Origin of the sequence: Novimethylophilus kurashikiensis (genome assembly GCF_003112435.1) — a bacterium.
GTDB classification, from domain to species: domain Bacteria; phylum Pseudomonadota; class Gammaproteobacteria; order Burkholderiales; family Methylophilaceae; genus Novimethylophilus; species Novimethylophilus kurashikiensis.
Genome location: NZ_BDOQ01000017.1, coordinates 34,936 through 48,761, shown reverse-complemented (window position 1 = coordinate 48,761; position 13,826 = coordinate 34,936). Strand labels below are relative to the sequence as shown.

At 56.7% G+C, this 13,826-nt stretch carries 15 protein-coding genes; 13 read left to right on the top strand and 2 right to left on the bottom strand.

All coding sequences use genetic code 11. The features are described from left to right. Positions 1 to 112 precede the first annotated feature (112 nt). Positions 113 to 451, top strand: a complete 339-nt coding sequence (locus tag NMK_RS14170) for a P-II family nitrogen regulator (RefSeq protein ID WP_109016420.1) — start codon at positions 113 to 115, stop codon at positions 449 to 451. Positions 452 to 454: 3 nt separating this feature from the next. Beyond that, complete coding sequence (locus NMK_RS14165) at positions 455 to 811, top strand: DMT family protein (protein ID WP_109016419.1); 357 nt, start codon at positions 455 to 457, stop codon at positions 809 to 811. A 21-nt stretch (positions 812 to 832) separates the two neighbouring features. Here the strand turns inward: NMK_RS14165 and iscX are convergent, their stop codons facing one another. Together iscX and NMK_RS14155 are read right to left on the bottom strand one after the other, a co-directional pair. After that, the gene (iscX, locus tag NMK_RS14160) at positions 833 to 1,027 is read right to left on the bottom strand and encodes a Fe-S cluster assembly protein IscX (protein ID WP_109016418.1); all 195 of its coding nucleotides are present in this window, start codon (positions 1,025 to 1,027) and stop codon (positions 833 to 835) included. Positions 1,028 to 1,098: 71 nt separating this feature from the next. After that, positions 1,099 to 2,622, bottom strand: a complete 1,524-nt coding sequence (locus NMK_RS14155) for a fumarate hydratase (protein ID WP_109016417.1) — start codon at positions 2,620 to 2,622, stop codon at positions 1,099 to 1,101. A gap of 206 nt (positions 2,623 to 2,828) precedes the next feature. On the opposite strand from NMK_RS14155, the gene glyA reads away from it, so the two are divergent. The 11 genes from glyA to eno all read left to right on the top strand — a co-directional run bounded on the left by glyA (position 2,829) and on the right by eno (position 13,791). Beyond that, the gene (gene glyA / locus NMK_RS14150; protein WP_109016416.1) at positions 2,829 to 4,079 is read left to right on the top strand and encodes a serine hydroxymethyltransferase; all 1,251 of its coding nucleotides are present in this window, start codon (positions 2,829 to 2,831) and stop codon (positions 4,077 to 4,079) included. Between the two features lie 67 nt (positions 4,080 to 4,146). Next, complete coding sequence (gene nrdR / locus NMK_RS14145; protein ID WP_109016415.1) at positions 4,147 to 4,623, top strand: transcriptional regulator NrdR; 477 nt, start codon at positions 4,147 to 4,149, stop codon at positions 4,621 to 4,623. A gap of 10 nt (positions 4,624 to 4,633) precedes the next feature. Further along, on the top strand, positions 4,634 to 5,020 hold the full coding sequence (locus NMK_RS14140; RefSeq protein ID WP_109016414.1) for a hypothetical protein: 387 nt from the start codon (positions 4,634 to 4,636) through the stop codon (positions 5,018 to 5,020). Positions 5,021 to 5,046: 26 nt separating this feature from the next. Then, positions 5,047 to 6,135 carry a bifunctional diaminohydroxyphosphoribosylaminopyrimidine deaminase/5-amino-6-(5-phosphoribosylamino)uracil reductase RibD gene (ribD, locus tag NMK_RS14135; RefSeq protein WP_109016413.1) on the top strand — a complete coding sequence of 363 codons (1,089 nt, stop codon included), beginning with the start codon at positions 5,047 to 5,049 and terminating at the stop codon, positions 6,133 to 6,135. Next, positions 6,095 to 6,901 (top strand): TatD family hydrolase, encoded by an 807-nt coding sequence (locus NMK_RS14130; protein ID WP_109016412.1) that lies wholly within the window; start codon positions 6,095 to 6,097, stop codon positions 6,899 to 6,901. The genes ribD and NMK_RS14130 overlap by 41 nt, the downstream gene beginning before the upstream one ends. 269 nt (positions 6,902 to 7,170) lie before the next feature. Further along, positions 7,171 to 8,244 carry an S-methyl-5-thioribose-1-phosphate isomerase gene (gene mtnA, locus NMK_RS14125; RefSeq protein WP_109016411.1) on the top strand — a complete coding sequence of 358 codons (1,074 nt, stop codon included), beginning with the start codon at positions 7,171 to 7,173 and terminating at the stop codon, positions 8,242 to 8,244. Positions 8,245 to 8,266: 22 nt separating this feature from the next. Further along, positions 8,267 to 8,911 (top strand): class II aldolase/adducin family protein, encoded by a 645-nt coding sequence (locus NMK_RS14120; protein WP_109016410.1) that lies wholly within the window; start codon positions 8,267 to 8,269, stop codon positions 8,909 to 8,911. Beyond that, positions 8,904 to 9,818, top strand: coding sequence for a restriction endonuclease (locus NMK_RS14115; RefSeq protein ID WP_109016409.1), 915 nt, complete (start codon positions 8,904 to 8,906; stop codon positions 9,816 to 9,818). The genes NMK_RS14120 and NMK_RS14115 overlap by 8 nt, the downstream gene beginning before the upstream one ends. A gap of 138 nt (positions 9,819 to 9,956) precedes the next feature. Next, positions 9,957 to 11,588, top strand: coding sequence for a CTP synthase (pyrG, locus tag NMK_RS14110; protein WP_109016408.1), 1,632 nt, complete (start codon positions 9,957 to 9,959; stop codon positions 11,586 to 11,588). Then, positions 11,588 to 12,427, top strand: a complete 840-nt coding sequence (gene kdsA / locus NMK_RS14105) for a 3-deoxy-8-phosphooctulonate synthase (protein ID WP_109016407.1) — start codon at positions 11,588 to 11,590, stop codon at positions 12,425 to 12,427. The genes pyrG and kdsA overlap by 1 nt, the downstream gene beginning before the upstream one ends. 77 nt (positions 12,428 to 12,504) lie before the next feature. Then, positions 12,505 to 13,791: a phosphopyruvate hydratase gene (eno, locus tag NMK_RS14100; RefSeq protein WP_109016406.1), complete on the top strand. Its 1,287-nt coding sequence runs from the start codon at positions 12,505 to 12,507 to the stop codon at positions 13,789 to 13,791. Positions 13,792 to 13,826: the final 35 nt, after the last annotated feature.

Below are 13,826 nucleotides of genomic sequence, written 5' to 3'. Positions count from 1 at the left end.
GAGGGCCTTTCGCGTTTGTGATCCTCCATTTGCTGCCGTCTGTCACAGGGACAAGTGATAGCCTTTCTGCTAACATCCGTATTTGTTTTGAACATCGGCAGAAGGTGCATAGATGAAGAAAATCGAAGCGATTATCAAGCCATTCAAACTGGACGAAGTGCGTGAGGCCTTGTCGGAGATTGGTGTCAGCGGGATGACGGTAACTGAGGTAAAAGGATTCGGCCGCCAAAAAGGGCATACTGAACTCTACCGGGGTGCTGAGTATGTCGTTGATTTTCTGCCCAAGATCAAGCTGGAACTGGTCGTCGCAGATAATCAAGTCGATAGTGCGATCGAGGCCATCATCAATGCTGCACGCACCGGGAAGATCGGTGACGGCAAGATTTTTGTCACTTCCGTCGAAAAAATAATCCGCATTCGCACTGGCGAAATCGACGAATCTGCCATCTAATTTATGCCGATTTGGCTCAAGGCAGCCGGGCTACTGGTTTTATCTAATGTCTTCATGACATTTGCCTGGTACGCGCACCTCAAGAATCTTAGCGAAAAGCCCTGGTGGATTGCTGCACTGGTCAGCTGGGGCATCGCACTCTTCGAATACCTGCTGCAAGTTCCGGCTAACCGCATCGGATATACCGGTTTGTCGCTGGCTCAATTGAAAATCCTGCAGGAAGTCATCACGCTCGCAGTTTTTGTCCCGTTCGCTGCCATATATATGGGGCAGCAGATCAAGCTCGATTTTCTTTGGGCAGGGCTCTGCCTGATGGGAGCGGTTTACTTTGTGTTTCGTGGTACCGGCCAGGGGATTTAAGAACCACTGGCCGTATTAAGTTCATTCAGCCTCTTCAATCCAGGCTTGCTGAATACCCTCCAGAATTTTCTCCCCGCAATGCTTGGGATCGTCCTCGAAACCTTCCAATGCCATCACCCAATTGAATAGATCGGTGAAGCGTATGGTCTTGGGATCAATCTCCGGGTATTGGTCGTAGAGTTCTTCAGCAATGCGCTGAATATCAGTCCATTTCATTGTTAGTTCTCTTGAAGTAGTAGTTGGTTGTGGTGTCAGTGGGGCTAGCAAATGCATCGTAGATGCCTTGTTTATGCTGTGACGACTGGGATATTGCTGATTCGTGCTTTCCACTCTTCCGGACCGGTCAAATGAACGGATTCTCCCCTGCTATCGACGGCGACTGTGACCGGCATATCCTCGACGATAAATTCGTAAATCGCTTCCATGCCTAAATCCTCGAATGCGACGACGCGTGCGGACTTGATGGCCTTGGAGACCAGATAGCCGGCACCGCCCACGGCAATCAGATAAACTGAACCATGCTGTTTAATCGACGCTACCGTCTCCTCTCCGCGCTCTGCCTTGCCGATCATGCCAAGCAATCCGGTATTCTTAAGCATGAAGTCCGTAAATCGATCCATGCGGGTAGCCGTTGTCGGGCCGGCGGGTCCTACCGCTTCGTCTCGCACGGGGTTGACTGGCCCTACGTAGTAGATGAACCGATTGGTGAAGTCGACGCCATCTGGTAAAGACTCCCCCTTCGACATCAGCTCCACAATGCGCTTATGCGCTGCATCTCGCCCAGTCAGTAGCTTGCCGCTAAGTAAGAGCTTTTCACCGGGATGCCATTGCTGGATATCCTTATGCTTTAAGGCGTCCAAGTCGATTCGTCGTGCTGGCGATGCTGAGTCTAGGGCCACTTGAGGCCAATCTTCAAGCTTGGGCACGGGCAATTTCGCCGGACCGTTGCCGTCCAGTGTGAAATGTATATGCCTTGTCGCTGCGCAATTGGGAATGATGGCGACAGGCAAAGAGGTTGCATGCGTTGGGTAGTCCACCACCTTGACGTCAAGAACCGTGGAAAGCCCGCCCAGTCCTTGGGCGCCGATACCGAGCTTGTTGACCTTGTCGTAAAGTTCCAGACGCAATTCCTCAGCGCGGTTGGCAGGTCCTCGTACCTTTAACTGCTGGATATCGATCGGCGCCATGAGCGATTCCTTTGCCATCAAGACGGCTTTTTCGGCCGTACCGCCAATGCCGATGCCCAACACGCCGGGCGGACACCAACCGGCACCCATCTTGGGTATGGTTTCCAATACCCATTCGACGATATCGTCGGACGGTTCAAGCATGGCGAGGTGGGACTTGTTTTCAGAACCGCCGCCCTTGGCGGCAATGGAGATTTCAAGCTTGTCGCCCGGAACCAATTCCACATGCACGACCGCTGGGCTATTGTCGCCGGTGTTACGTCGTTTACCAGCCGGATCGCTGACGATGGAGGCCCTCAGGGTATTGTCCGGATCGCGGTAAGCCCGACGAACGCCGTCATCGATCATCTCTTGCAAGCTGCGGTAGGTATCCCAGGTCACGCTCATGCCGACTTTGACGAAAGCGACGACAATGCCGGTGTCCTGGCACAACGGGCGGCTGTCTTGGGCGCAGAGGTAGGAGTTCAACAGAATTTGCGCCAAGGCATCGCGCGCTGCCGGAGAGGACTCATGTTCGTAAGCCTGGTGCAGCGACTTAATGAAATCGGGGGAGTGGTAGCAGGCGATGTACTGCAGCGCGTCGTAAACGCTGTCGATCAAATCCTGTTCACGGATGATGCTCATGCATAAAACCGAAGAAAAATAAGGACTTCATTATACCCCTCCAAATACCCATCTAACTGCGGCGGCGTTCTGTGAGCAAGAAATGCGAAGCGTAGGCCGTGCTTCATTTCTTGCATTTCGACGCTGACTTACGCTCAGTTTCACCCTGCCGACTATGTTAAAATTCAATTAGTTTCAACTTTTGGAAATCTTTCGGAAATTTCTCTATGTTTAGCGCATCGCAAACTATCGCCAAATTCGACCCGGAACTCTTTGCCGCCATGGAAGCGGAGCGTCAGCGTCAGGAAGACCACATTGAGCTGATCGCTTCTGAAAACTATACCAGCCCGGCTGTGATGGAAGCCCAAGGTTCCGTGTTGACCAACAAGTACGCTGAGGGCTATCCCGGCAAGCGTTACTACGGCGGTTGCGAATACGTGGACATTGCCGAGCAATTGGCGATCGACCGCGCCAAGAAATTGTTCGGCGCCGAATACGCCAACGTGCAGCCGCACTCCGGCTCGCAGGCCAATGCGGCCGTTTATCTCTCCGTGCTCAAGCCCGGCGATACCATTCTCGGCATGAGCCTGGCTCATGGCGGCCACTTGACCCACGGCGCCTCGGTAAACTTCTCCGGCAAGGTGTTTAACGCCGTCACCTACGGTCTGCATCCGGAAACCGAAGAAATCGATTACGACGAAGTGCAGCGCCTAGCCGACGAACACAAGCCGCGCATGATCGTGGCCGGTGCTTCTGCCTATGCCCTGGTGATCGACTGGAAGCGTTTCCGCAAGATCGCCGATAGCGTTGGCGCTTATCTTTTCGTCGATATGGCGCACTATGCCGGTCTGGTCGCCGCTGGCCTGTACCCCAGCCCGGTCGGGATCGCCGATTTCGTCACCAGCACCACGCACAAGACTCTGCGGGGCCCACGCGGCGGTTTGATCCTGTCTTCTGCCGAGCACGAGAAAGCGCTTAATTCCGCAATTTTCCCGAATATCCAGGGTGGTCCGTTGATGCACGTCATCGCCGCCAAGGCAGTCGCTTTCAAGGAAGCTGCTAGCCATGAGTTCAAGCTGTATCAGGAACAAGTGATGGCCAACGCTCGCGTCATGGCTAAGGTACTGGTCGAGCGCGGCCTGCGTATCGTGTCCGGTCGCACCGAGAGCCACGTGTTCCTGGTCGACCTGCAGCCCAAGAACCTGACCGGCAAGGATGCTGAAGCCGTGTTGGGCCGTGCGCACATCACGGTGAACAAGAACGCCATTCCCAACGATCCGCAAAAACCATTCGTTACCAGCGGTATCCGCATCGGTACGCCGGCCATGACGACCCGCGGATTCAAGGAGCAGGAAGCCGAAGTGCTGGCCAACCTGATTGCTGACGTGCTGGATGCCCCGAACGATGAGGCCGTAATCGCCAAGGTAGCGGCTGAAGTCAAGGCGCTGACCTCCAAGTTCCCGGTCTACGGTGCCTAAACGTGGCGTGAGCCGAGTGATGGCGTTCAATACTCTCGGCTCTCCTCACGACTACTAAGCTGACCTCATGAAATGTCCTTTTTGCGGCGCTGACGATACCCAGGTCATCGATTCCCGGGTTAACGACGAAGGCGACACCATTCGTCGCCGTCGCCGTTGCTCAGCCTGCGAAAAGCGTTTCACGACCTATGAAGTGGCTGAGCTGCACATGCCGCAAGTGGTCAAGCAGAACGGCACACGCGAGGAATTCTCACGCGACAAGCTGCGCCTTTCCTTTACCCGTGCTTTGCACAAGCGGCCGGTACCCACGGAATACGTCGATCAGGCCATCGAGCATATCGAGCAAAAGGTGCTGGCCCAGGGCGAGCGCGAAATTCCCTCGCGCCAGCTCGGCGAAGCTGTGATGCAGGAATTGAAGCGCTTGGACAAGGTGGCCTATATCCGCTTTGCCTCTATTTATCGCAGTTTCCAGGACGTAGACGACTTCCACGAAGCCATCCGCGACCTCGGCAAACAGCGCCGTCGCAGTACCGATCCCGATTGAGGTGCCTGGCATGGCCGACGAGAAAACCTATCCGTTGACTGTGCTGGCGATTGGGTTCGCGATATTCACATTGATCGTCACCATTGTCTTTTTCGGGTGGTGGGCCATGAAAGACCGCTTCATGTTCGGCCACGACCAATTCGACCAGGTGCGGTGGATGACGCCGCACCAAGACAAGCCCTGCGATCGGGGCGATATGGTGCTCGATCTTCAGCAGCATCTCCTCAAGCCCGGCATGAGCAAACGTGACGTTGCCATGATGCTCGGCCGCCCCGCATGGGAAGACACAGCACAAACCGAGTACGAACTCGGGATGTGCCAATGGGTGGTGCATGGGCTCAGGCTCTATTTCGACGCGGACGAGCGTCTGCTGCATACTGCTATCGTCCAGCATTAACCCTCGGCACTGCGCCGGCTTCAACCATGACCGCTTTCTCTGCCTCCGATCACGCCCACATGGCGCATGCCCTGCAACTAGCGGCGCGCGGCCTTCATACGACCTCTCCCAATCCCCGTGTCGGTTGCGTCCTCGTGCGCGATGGACAAGTTGTGGGAGAAGGGTGGCATGAACGCGCTGGCGAACCACATGCCGAAGTGCATGCCCTACGCCAGGCAGGTGAAGCAGCACGCGGCGCAACGGCTTATGTCACGTTAGAGCCCTGCAGCCACTACGGCCGCACGCCGCCTTGCGCTGAAGCCTTAGTTAAGGCGGGGGTGGCTCGGGTGATCGCGGCCATGCAAGACCCCAATCCTCTGGTGGCAGGCAAGGGCCTGTCGCTGTTGCAGTCTCAAGGGATTGCCGTCGCTTCTGGCTTGATGAGCAGTGAGGCACGCGAGCTTAATGTCGGTTTTGTCTCTCGCATGGAGCGTAATCGACCTTGGGTAAGGGCCAAGGTCGCTGCTAGCCTTGATGGACGGACGGCTCTGGAAAACGGTGTCAGCCAATGGATTACTAGTCCGGCAGCTAGGCGCGACGGCCAACAGTGGCGTGCGAGGGCCTGTGCCATATTGACGGGTATGGGAACCGTATTGGCCGACAACCCCAAATTGAATGTGCGCGATTTCGATATCGGCCGCCAGCCCTTGCGCGTCGTCGTCGATAGCAAATTACGTACGCCAGTAGATGCTGCTATTGTGGACGGAGGCGTATTGATCGTCTGCGCCGACGATACTTTGCCCCAGGCGGATATACTGAGAAAAGCAGGCGTAGAACTGCTGTGCTTGCCGAACGATAACGGCAGCGTTGATCTGCCTGCGCTCATGATCGAACTTGCAAAGCTAGGCACTAACGAGCTTCATCTGGAGGCCGGCCCTACCTTGACCGGGGAAATGCTGCGCCTACGTCTCATTGACGAGTTTCTTTTATATCTTGCCCCGACGCTTTTAGGGTCTTCTGCCCGCGGGATGTTCGATATCCCAGCGTTGACTGCAATGGACCAGCGCATGGATCTCGAGATTGTGGAGGTGCGCAATGTCGGACCCGACATCCGCATTCGAGCACGGCCTCGTTGATACGCACTGCCATCTCGATGCAGCGGAATTTGACGCCGACCGTGCGCAATTAGTCGCTCGGGCGCGAGAAGCCGGGGTTAGCGAAATCGTGGTGCCCGGTATCAATCGACAAAATTTCGAGCAGGTCGCTCACATATGCGAGCAATACGACCTGTGTCGCCCGGCCTTCGGCATTCACCCTTTGTTTGTCGACCAAGCCGACGATGAGGATCTCGACTTGGTCCGCGAGCGTTGCAAAACGGAGGGCGTTGTCGCGGTGGGGGAGATCGGGCTCGACTTCTATTGCGAAGGCTACGATGCCGAGCGTCAGGTATTTTTCCTCTCCGAGCAGCTCAAAATCGCCCGTGATCTGGGGTTGCCAGTCATCCTGCACGTACGCAAAGCCGTCGATCACGTCCTCAAGCATTTGCGTCGTATTGAGGTTCCCGGAGGCATTGCCCATGCCTTCAACGGCAGCCGGCAGCAGGCGGAAATCCTGGTCGCTATGGGGTTTAAGCTAGGTTTCGGCGGTGCCATGACATGGGAACGTGCCCGCCATATACGGGGCCTCGCGGCAACGCTACCGCTCGAGTCCATCGTGCTCGAAACTGATGCTCCGGATATTCCACCTGAGTGGGTGGGCAAGGGGAGAAACGAGCCAGGTGAGTTGCGTAAAATTGCTGAGGTATTGGCGCAAATTAGGGGAATTGCGGTAGTCGAAATTATCGCGGCTACTACACAAAATGCCCGTGCAGCCTTACCCTGTATAGCCCCAGTCAAGAAATAGGAATAATCGGACAAGATTGACCTATTTAAGCGAATGTCAAGCTTGGTTGTGCACAAGTGCTCAAGTGTTACTTTAACTTTGTAGGGAAATTCTTTATTTCCCAAAGATATAATGTAAGTTATTGATTTTTAATGAAGTTGTCAGGCGATTAAAAAATAGGCGGTGGTATAAAAACGTTATCCTTACACGAACCTGACAACTTATTCTGAGGATATTCACAAAGTTATCCACAACTTCTGTGGATAGGTTGAGCAAGCTTAAAAAATCGAATGAAAATCAACGGACAACCTTACAGGACTATTCACCCTATCGGCCACGAGATCGTCCAGATTATCGACCAAACCCGGTTGCCCCACGCTTTCGAGGTCAAGCCTTTGTCGAATGTGAATGAGGCGGCAGAGGCTATAAGGCATATGTTGGTTCGCGGCGCTCCGTTGATCGGTGCAGCGGCTGCCTACGGGATGGCATTGGCGACCAAGCAAGGGGTGGATGAAGCATGGCTGGACGATTCTGCCGCGTTTCTCATGGCCACGCGACCGACCGCGGTCAACCTGCGTTGGGCCGTGCAACGTATGCTGAACGTTCTGAAGCCTTTGCCTGAGACACAACGGCATGAGGCTGCATGGTTTGAAGCCGCCGCCATTTGCGACGAGGATGTGGCCTTGAACCAGGCCATTGGCCGTCATGGCGCAGAAATGCTGCAAGCCTTGTACCAAAAAAAGGGGCGGCCGCTCAATGTGCTCACCCACTGCAATGCGGGCTGGCTGGCTGCCGTGGATTGGGGCACGGCATTGGCACCAATTTATACCGCCTTCGAGGCAGGGTTGCCGTTGCACGTCTGGGTAGACGAAACGCGACCGCGCAACCAGGGTGCCAGCCTGACAGCATGGGAGCTGGCGAATCATGGCGTGCCTCATACTGTCATTGCCGACAACGCCGGTGGACACCTCATGCAGCACGGCGAGGTGGACGTGGTCATTGTCGGTGCGGATCGCGTGACGGCAACCGGTGACGTCTGCAACAAGATCGGTACCTACCTTAAGGCATTGGCTGCATACGACAACCAAGTACCTTTTTATGCCGCTGTCCCATCGCCCACCATCGATTGGGCCATCAGTGACGGCCTTCGCGAGATTCCAATCGAAGAGCGTTCTGCGGATGAAGTGGCTTGGGTGCAGGGGAAGACGACGCAGGGCGAGATCCTCTGCGTCAATGTGCTGCCGCAAGGCTCCAGTGCTGCCAATCCTGCATTCGATGTGACACCAGCACGACTGGTGACCGGCATCATTACCGAACGCGGTATTGCCGCCCCCCAGGCAATGAAATTGCTCTACGAAGGTTAACGCGGCGCCAGGAGAACCCGTCATGATTCTGATCCGAGAACAATTACTAGCGATTGCCCGCAAGCTGTCGGACTATGGCCTCAATCGCGGTACGTCCGGCAATGTCAGCGTGCGCGTGGGGGACGGTTTCCTGGTGACGCCAACCGGCATGACGGCCGAATCCATGACGCCGCACGACATGGTGCAGATGGATTTCGACGGCCAGGCCCAGGGCAAACGCGCACCGACTAGCGAATGGCGTTTTCACCGTGACATTCTCGCGGCGAGACCGGAAATCGCCGCGGTCATCCATACCCATGCCATGTTCTCGACGACATTGGCGTGTCTCCGCCGCGAAATTCCGCCGTTCCATTACATGATTGCCGTGGCGGGTGGCGATACCGTTCGCTGTGCGCCTTATGCCTTGTTCGGCAGCCAGGCGCTTTCGGATGCAGCAGTGACGGCCTTGCACGAACGTAAGGCCTGTCTGTTGGCCAATCACGGCATGATCTCTCTGGGGCGTGATCTCGACGAAGCCTTTGCCGTGGCGCTGGAGGTGGAAACCCTGTGTGAGCAATACTGGCGGGCATTGCAGGCCGGCGAACCGCATTTACTGACGCCTGAGCAAATGGCCGAGGTACACGAGCAATTCAAGGGCTACGGGCGCTGGAAAAGCAACGATGGCTAAACGTGCTCGACTGCCGTCGCTGGTCGAGATCGCGCTGTTCGAACATTGGAAGGTTTCCGCGGCGATTGCAGCGATATTGCTGGTCGTCGATGCCGCTGTGTTGCCGATACTCCAGTCATCGGGAATTCCCGTTCTCAAGACTTTCGGCCTTGCTGCCGAGCCGGTGGGATACATTCTCGCCGGGGCATTTGCACTGATTGCCGCGCTCAACCGCTACGTGCTGCGCCGGCGACCGCGCCGTAAATACTCGCTGGCCGGCACTGGCAATTTTCGGGCGACTCAGGCCATGGAGCGCACGTGGCATGCCCCAACCATCGGTCGTACCGTTACCTCCTTATACGACCGTCCCGACGCCTGGACGCTAGAGTTATTGCTGAGCCTTGAGTGGAAACGCTTCCAAGACCTATGCATGGCCTATTTCGAGGAGAAAGGCCATGCGGTGGAATGCTTGCTGCTGGATACCGAAGGGCGAACGGCTATCAAGGTGCAGCAGGGGGAGGCCGAGTTTTTCCTGGTGCAATGTGCGGCTGGAGCCGAAGAGGCCGTCAGCGCAGCGGCTGTGAAACTTTTTTGCGAGGTATTGAACCATCGCAAGATCGCCAAAGGTTTTTTCATTGCTGCCGGCGAATTTGCTGAAGAAGCCCGTGCCTACGCCAATACCAACGGCATCACGCTCATGACCGGCAGCATGTTGATGCTGATGCTGCAACGCCTGCCGGACGTTGCGCAAAAACGCTTGCTGGCCTTAGCTGCAGCAGGCGACTACACTACGCCGACCTGTCCTGCCTGCGGGGTAAAAATGCTCAGACGCAAGAGTCGGCGCGGCGAATTCTGGGGCTGCCGCAATTTTCCGCGCTGCCGTCAAAAGCTTTACCCGGTATCAGTTTCCGCCCAGGTCGGCGCTTAGCCAGACTCACTGCCTGGCTCGTGAAAAAGGCGCAGCTCACCCTCATCCTTCATTGTGACGCCCCCCCGTTTCGGGTAAAATTCGCTCCCGTCCGCGACATTCCCCAAAGAGCCTATTGAAACAGGCTCGAGCAATTTCATGACCAAATATGTATTCGTAACAGGTGGGGTGGTTTCATCCCTGGGCAAGGGCATTGCGGCGGCATCCTTGGGAGCAATCCTCGAATCCCGCGGCATCAAAGTCACCATGCTTAAGCTGGATCCGTACATCAACGTCGATCCCGGCACCATGAGCCCATTCCAGCATGGCGAAGTCTTCGTCACCGACGATGGCGCCGAGACCGACCTCGATCTCGGCCATTACGAGCGCTTCATCAGCTCGCGCATGAGCAAGCGCAACAACTTCACCACCGGCCAAGTGTATGAAAGCGTCATCAAGAAAGAACGACGCGGCGAATACCTGGGTAAGACCGTGCAGGTGATTCCGCATATCACCGACGAAATCAAGAACAACATCAAGCGCGGCGCGGAAGGCGCCGACGTGGCTATCGTTGAAGTCGGCGGCACCGTGGGCGATATCGAGTCCTTGCCGTTCCTCGAAGCTATCCGTCAGATGGGCATCGAAGAAGGCCGTGGCAATGCCTGCTACGTGCACCTGACGCTGCTGCCATGGATTCCGACGGCCGGCGAGCTCAAGACCAAGCCGACCCAGCATTCCGTCAAGGAGCTGCGTGAAATCGGTATTCAACCCGATATTTTGCTGTGTCGCGCCGACCGCTCCATTCCCGAGGACGAGCGCCGAAAGATCGCGCTGTTTACCAACGTCGCTCCGGAAGCCGTCATTTCCGCCATCGACGCCGATTCGATCTACAAGATTCCCGGCATGCTGCACGACCAGATGCTGGACGAGATCGTCTGCCACAAGCTGAATATCCTCGCCAAGGCAGCCGATCTGTCGGCATGGAAAAAGCTTATCGACGCACTGGAGCATCCGGAACATCACATCGACATCGCCTTCGTCGGCAAGTATGTCGATCTTACCGAGTCCTACAAGTCGCTCACCGAGGCGTTGATCCACGCCGGTATGCATACCCGTTCCAAGGTCAAGATCCATTACATGGATTCCGAGGACATCGAGCGCGACGGTGTCGGTGCCTTAAAGAAAATGGATGCCATCCTGGTTCCCGGCGGCTTCGGCAAGCGCGGCACCGAGGGCAAGATTGCCGCGATTCGCTATGCCCGCGAAAACAAGGTGCCTTATCTCGGCATTTGTTTGGGCATGCAGTTGGCTGTGATCGAATTCGCCCGCGATGTCGCCGGCCTGGAAAACGCCAATAGCACCGAATTCAACCCGGAATCGCCGCATCCTATCGTCGGCCTGATCACCGAATGGAAGGATGCTTCCGGCAAGCTCGAGAAGCGCGACGAAAATTCCGATCTCGGCGGCACCATGCGCCTGGGCGCACAGAAGTGCCCGATCGAATCCGGCACGCTTGCCGAGAAGATCTACGGCAAGGAAGTCAACGAGCGCCATCGCCACCGCTACGAGGTGAACAACAACTACGTGGATCGGCTCAAGGCCGCCGGCCTGGTAGTCTCTGCGCGTACGCCGACCGAGCAACTGTGCGAAATGGTCGAACTGCCGCAGGACGTCCATCCCTGGTTCGTCGCTTGCCAGTTCCACCCGGAATTCACTTCCAACCCACGTGCCGGCCACCCGCTGTTCAAGGCTTATGTGGAAGCAGCGATTAAAAACAAGGAAGGCAAATAATGAAGCTCTGTGGTTTTGAGGTCGGCCTTTACCAACCGATGTTCCTGATTGCCGGTCCTTGCGTGATCGAGTCCGAGCAAATGGCAATGGACACCGCCGGCCAACTCAAGGAAATCTGCGCTGAATTGGGCGTCAACTTCATCTATAAGTCATCCTACGACAAGGCTAATCGCAGCTCCACCAAGACCTTCCGCGGCTTGGGTATGCAAGAAGGGCTGCGCATTCTGTCAGAAGTAAAAAAGCAGATCGGCGTGCCGGTGCTCACCGACGTGCACAACGAAATGGAAGTGTCGGAAGTGGCTGCCGTGGTGGATGTGCTGCAAACCCCGGCTTTTCTGTGCCGCCAGACCGATTTTATTCAGGCATGCGCCGCAACGGGCAAGCCGGTGAACATCAAGAAGGGCCAGTTCATGGCCCCTTGGGACATGAAGAACGTGGTCGATAAGGCCAAGGAAGCCAACGGCGGCGTAGACAACATCATGGTCTGCGAACGCGGCGCTTCCTTCGGCTATAACACTTTGGTGTCGGACATGCGCGGCCTGGCCGTGATGCGCAATACCGATTGCCCGGTGGTGTTCGACGCCACCCATTCGGTGCAGCAACCGGGCGGGCAGGGCGACAAGTCGGGCGGTCAGCGCGAACATGTGCCGGTATTGGCACGTGCTGCGGTCGCCTCCGGCGTGGCCGGCGTATTCATGGAAACCCACCCCGACCCCGCCAAGGCCTTGTCCGACGGCCCCAATGCCTGGCCGCTGCCCAAGATGCGTGCCTTGCTGGAAACGCTGATCGACATCGATAGCCTGGTGAAGAAGCACGGGTTTGTCGAACAAGAGCTATAACCTATAGCGCAGGCGGCCTCGCCTGCAACGTACAAAAGCAGGCTAGCCCTGCATTAATGACGTATTAAGGAAAAAATATGAGCGCAATCGTTGAAGTCATCGCCCGCGAAATCCTCGACTCACGCGGCAATCCCACCGTCGAAGCCGACGTTCTGCTTGAGTCCGGTATCATCGGCCGTGCTGCCGTACCCTCTGGCGCTTCCACCGGCAGCAAGGAAGCCGTAGAACTGCGTGACGGCGATGCCGCCCGCTACTTGGGCAAGGGCGTGCTGCAAGCCGTCGAAAACGTGAACACCGAAATCGCCGAGGCGCTGGCTGGCCTGGATGTCGAAGAACAAGCCTTCATCGACCGTACGCTGATCGACATCGACGGCACCGAGAACAAATCTCGCTTGGGCGCCAACGCCATGCTGGCCGTATCCATCGCCTGTGCCAAGGCTGCCGCAGACGAATCCGGCCTGCCGCTCTACCGTTACCTCGGCGGTTCCCAGCAGATGCAACTGCCGGTGCCCATGATGAACATCATCAACGGTGGCGCCCATGCCGAAAACAGCGTGGACATGCAGGAATTCATGATCATCCCCGCAGGTCGTCCCAGCTTCCGCGAAGCACTGCGTTGCGGCGCCGAAGTGTTCCATGCACTAAAGAAGATTCTGCACAAGAAGGGGCTGGCAACGACGGTTGGCGATGAAGGCGGCTTTGCGCCCGACCTGCCCTCCAACGAAGCGGCTATCCAGTACATCCTGGAAGCGATTTCCGCCGCCGGCTACGAGCCGGGCAGCGAAGTGATGATCGGCCTGGATTGCGCCAGCTCCGAGTTCTACAAGGACGGCAAGTATCACATTGCTTCCGAAGGCCTGGAATTGTCTTCCGAGCAGTTCACCGATTACCTCGCGACCTGGGTGGACAAGTACCCCATCATCAGCATCGAAGACGGCATGAGCGAATTCGATTGGGACGGCTGGAGCATCCTGACCCAGCGCCTGGGCGATTCCGTGCAATTGGTCGGCGACGACCTGTTCGTTACCAATGCCAAGATCCTGCGTGACGGTATCAAGCGCGGCGTTGCCAACTCGGTCCTGATCAAGGTGAACCAGATCGGCACGCTGACCGAGACCTTCGAGACCATCGAGACCGCCAAGCGCGCCGGCTACACTGCTGTGATCTCGCACCGCTCCGGCGAAACCGAAGACACGACCATCGCCGACATCGCCGTGGCCAGCAATGTGATGCAAATCAAGACGGGCTCGCTCTCGCGTTCTGAGCGCATCGCCAAGTACAACCAACTCCTGCGTATCGAAGAAGAACTGGGAAGCGCTACCAGCTACCCCGGCCGCGACGCCTATTACAACCTGATCGGCTAAAAAGTGCGGTTGCCGTCAGGCATGAGCGCTTTCCG

Coding starts and splice junctions, on each gene's coding strand:
- NMK_RS14170 (WP_109016420.1), top strand. CDS start 113: ATGAAGAAAATCGAAGCGATTATCAAGCCATTCAAACTGGACGAAGTG.
- NMK_RS14165 (WP_109016419.1), top strand. CDS start 455: ATGCCGATTTGGCTCAAGGCAGCCGGGCTACTGGTTTTATCTAATGTC.
- iscX (WP_109016418.1), bottom strand. CDS start 1,027: ATGAAATGGACTGATATTCAGCGCATTGCTGAAGAACTCTACGACCAA.
- NMK_RS14155 (WP_109016417.1), bottom strand. CDS start 2,622: ATGAGCATCATCCGTGAACAGGATTTGATCGACAGCGTTTACGACGCG.
- glyA (WP_109016416.1), top strand. CDS start 2,829: ATGTTTAGCGCATCGCAAACTATCGCCAAATTCGACCCGGAACTCTTT.
- nrdR (WP_109016415.1), top strand. CDS start 4,147: ATGAAATGTCCTTTTTGCGGCGCTGACGATACCCAGGTCATCGATTCC.
- NMK_RS14140 (WP_109016414.1), top strand. CDS start 4,634: ATGGCCGACGAGAAAACCTATCCGTTGACTGTGCTGGCGATTGGGTTC.
- ribD (WP_109016413.1), top strand. CDS start 5,047: ATGACCGCTTTCTCTGCCTCCGATCACGCCCACATGGCGCATGCCCTG.
- NMK_RS14130 (WP_109016412.1), top strand. CDS start 6,095: ATGTCGGACCCGACATCCGCATTCGAGCACGGCCTCGTTGATACGCAC.
- mtnA (WP_109016411.1), top strand. CDS start 7,171: ATGAAAATCAACGGACAACCTTACAGGACTATTCACCCTATCGGCCAC.
- NMK_RS14120 (WP_109016410.1), top strand. CDS start 8,267: ATGATTCTGATCCGAGAACAATTACTAGCGATTGCCCGCAAGCTGTCG.
- NMK_RS14115 (WP_109016409.1), top strand. CDS start 8,904: ATGGCTAAACGTGCTCGACTGCCGTCGCTGGTCGAGATCGCGCTGTTC.
- pyrG (WP_109016408.1), top strand. CDS start 9,957: ATGACCAAATATGTATTCGTAACAGGTGGGGTGGTTTCATCCCTGGGC.
- kdsA (WP_109016407.1), top strand. CDS start 11,588: ATGAAGCTCTGTGGTTTTGAGGTCGGCCTTTACCAACCGATGTTCCTG.
- eno (WP_109016406.1), top strand. CDS start 12,505: ATGAGCGCAATCGTTGAAGTCATCGCCCGCGAAATCCTCGACTCACGC.